The 2,624-nt window shown below is 68.6% G+C and carries 2 protein-coding genes; both read right to left on the minus strand.

All coding sequences use genetic code 11. The features are described from left to right. The coding region (locus WA805_RS05760; RefSeq protein WP_425241822.1) for an MFS transporter at window positions 1-1,344 on the minus strand (1,344 nt) is incomplete at its 3' end. Window positions 1,345-1,347: 3 nt separating this feature from the next. Next, a partial coding sequence (locus WA805_RS05765) for a 3-alpha domain-containing protein (protein ID WP_425241823.1) occupies window positions 1,348-2,624 on the minus strand: 1,277 nt, incomplete at its 5' end.

Consider the following 2,624-nt stretch of genomic DNA (forward strand, 5'->3'; position numbering starts at 1 on the left):
CCACCCCACCGCGGCGATCAGCAGCCCGCCGATCAGCGGCCCAGCAGCCAGGGTCGCCGCGCCGCCCGCCGTCCACACGCTGACCGCACGGGCCCGGCCTGCTGCGTCCGGGTAGGTGTGGTTGATCAGCGACAGCGAGGAAGCCCCGAGCGCCGCTGCGCCGGCGCCCTGCACGGGGCGGACCGCGACCAGCTCGCCGATGGCGGGGACCAGGCCGCAGGCCACCGAGGCCGGGGTGAACACGGCGAAACCTGCCATCAGCAGGCGCTTGTGACCGGACCGGTCCCCCAGCGCCCCGGCCAACAAGATCAGCGTCGCGAACACCAGCATGTAGGCGTCGACGACCCATCGCACGCCGCTCACGCCGCCGCCGAGCGCGGCCCCGATCGGCTGACCGCGACGTTCACCACGCTGACGTCCAGCTGAATCACCCCGAAGCCCAAAGTTGCGGCAGCGAGCACCATGCCGCGGCGCGGCGGCGGGCGGGTCTCGCTCCCGGAGGCCACCAGGTCCGACCGCTGCGTCATCTTCCTTCCCTCCAGAGCCCGGGCTGCGGGCCGAGTTCCGCCCGGTCATCCCGCTTCGCGACGGTGATCGGCAACATGTGTAACTGTTCAAAACGCCTTGCACGGTCAGATGTGCAGGATCTATGCGCCGGGATAAGCGCATGGCGGGTCCGTCCGCCCGGTCAGCAGGCCGCGATTGCCGCGCACGAGCAGCACACGATCCTTGACAACACCGTTCGCGGTAATACCTGCGCCGCCGTCGAACTCCGATGTCAGGTTTGAGGTGAAGCACGAGGGCGAGGCAGATGAGCCCGAACCCGGCCCACGGCACGAACCCGGCCAGCACGGCGGCGGACGTGAACAGCGCAAATGCCACCAGCGAGCGGTAGCGAGCCATTCGCCGCTGCTGGTCGGTGACCTCGTCGCTTTCGCGCAGGACGCGTCGTTCGAACACGTTGTAGGTGCCGTCAGCGCAGACGAACAGTGCTGCATACATAACGACCGGGGTGGCGGCGAGTCTGGTCTGTGCGATCCAGGCGGTGGTGAACGGCAGCAGGGACACGAAGAACAGATGCACAAAGTTGATCCAGATGATCGGCAGGGTGGTGGCTCGCGTCAGCCGCGACAGGTAGTGGTGGTTGATCCAGATGATGGCGATGAAGACGTAGCTGACCAGATAGCTCACTGCCGGCTGCCACAACTTGATCAAGGCGGAGAGATGGGGCGAGTGGGGCGCGCTCAGTTGCAGGACCATGATCGTGACGATCACGGCGAACACGGCGTCGGAATAGGCCGACAACCGGTCGGCGTCACGCGGTTGCTGCTTCACGGTCGGCATCCGTTACATGTCCAGGACGACGGGCCCAGCCGGTTGGCAGCTGCACAGCAGCACCTCGCCGGCCGACGGCGGCACCGGAGGGTCGTTGACGTAGCGAACCGCACCCGACGTGGCCGGTGTCGAGCACACATGACAGACGCCGCTGCGACACGCCCAGCGGGTGGGCACGTCGCAGGCCTCGGCAAACTCCAGCAGGCTCGCATACCGTTGCCCGGCCCACGGCGCGCTGAGCCCGCTGCGGGAGAACGTGACCAAGGGGCCGTCGCCCAGCGCGCCGTCGGGTACCTGCGGGTGATGGATAGGCGACTCGCCGACAATCCCGGGATTAATGGCGTCCGAACTGCCGAACAACTCTCTGCGGACATCGGTGATCCCCAGCAGCCGGCACGCGCTCGCGATCTGTTCCATGAACGCCCGTGGTCCGCAGGTGTAGACGGTGGCGTCCACCGGTAGCGGCAAGCGCCCGAGTGCCGCGCCGTCCAACGGTCCGGCGATGACGCCGTCCTCGGACGGCCCGGACCGGTTGAAGTACACCTGCGTGTGCGCGTTCGGCAGACGCGCCAGCAACTCCCGTGCCTCGGCAGCGAAGGGATGATGTTGGCCGTCACGGGCGGTGTGCAGCCACCACATCACCCGTAGCGAATTGGTGGCCGCGAGCGCGTGCAGCATCGCCAGCACCGGCGTGACGCCGATGCCGGCGGAGATCAGCACGACCGGGTTGTCGGGTCGGCTGTCCAGCGTGAACACGCCGCGCGGAGCGGCTGCCTGCAGCGTTTCTCCTACCCGCAGGTGCGCGTGCAGCCAGGAACTCACGAGTCCCCCCTGCTCGCGTCTGACGACGATGCGGTAACCGCCCGAATCGGTTACCGCGCAGATGGAGCAGGAGCGGACGGGCGCCGGATCGCTCGCGCCGACGACCTGCAGCGTTAGGTACTGCCCTGGCAACGGCGCTGGAAGAGCGCCGCGCTCTTCCGCGTGAAGTTCGATCGAGAGCACCTGCTCGGTCTCCTGCGCCAGTCGTGTCACCGTCAACGGGCGGAACCCCTGCCAGCCGGGCTCCGAGCCGGCCTCGACGCCGGGGGGCCTCGTGCCGCTCTCGTGCGCGGCCAGTATCTCGGCGAAGGACTGACGCCAACCAGGGCTGAGCGCGGGGACGTCCGACGCGTCCCGGACGCGGTCGATGTCCGGATCCGGCAGGTACAGCAGGCCGTCCACCTCCGCGACGGTGAGGGCGTGCGGTCCGCGGGAGATGAGCTCGAGCGTGTCGCCGGCACGTACGT

The sequence above is a fragment of the Trebonia sp. genome, from assembly GCF_049794275.1.
In the GTDB taxonomy this organism is placed as follows: Bacteria; Actinomycetota; Actinomycetes; order Streptosporangiales; family Streptosporangiaceae; genus Trebonia.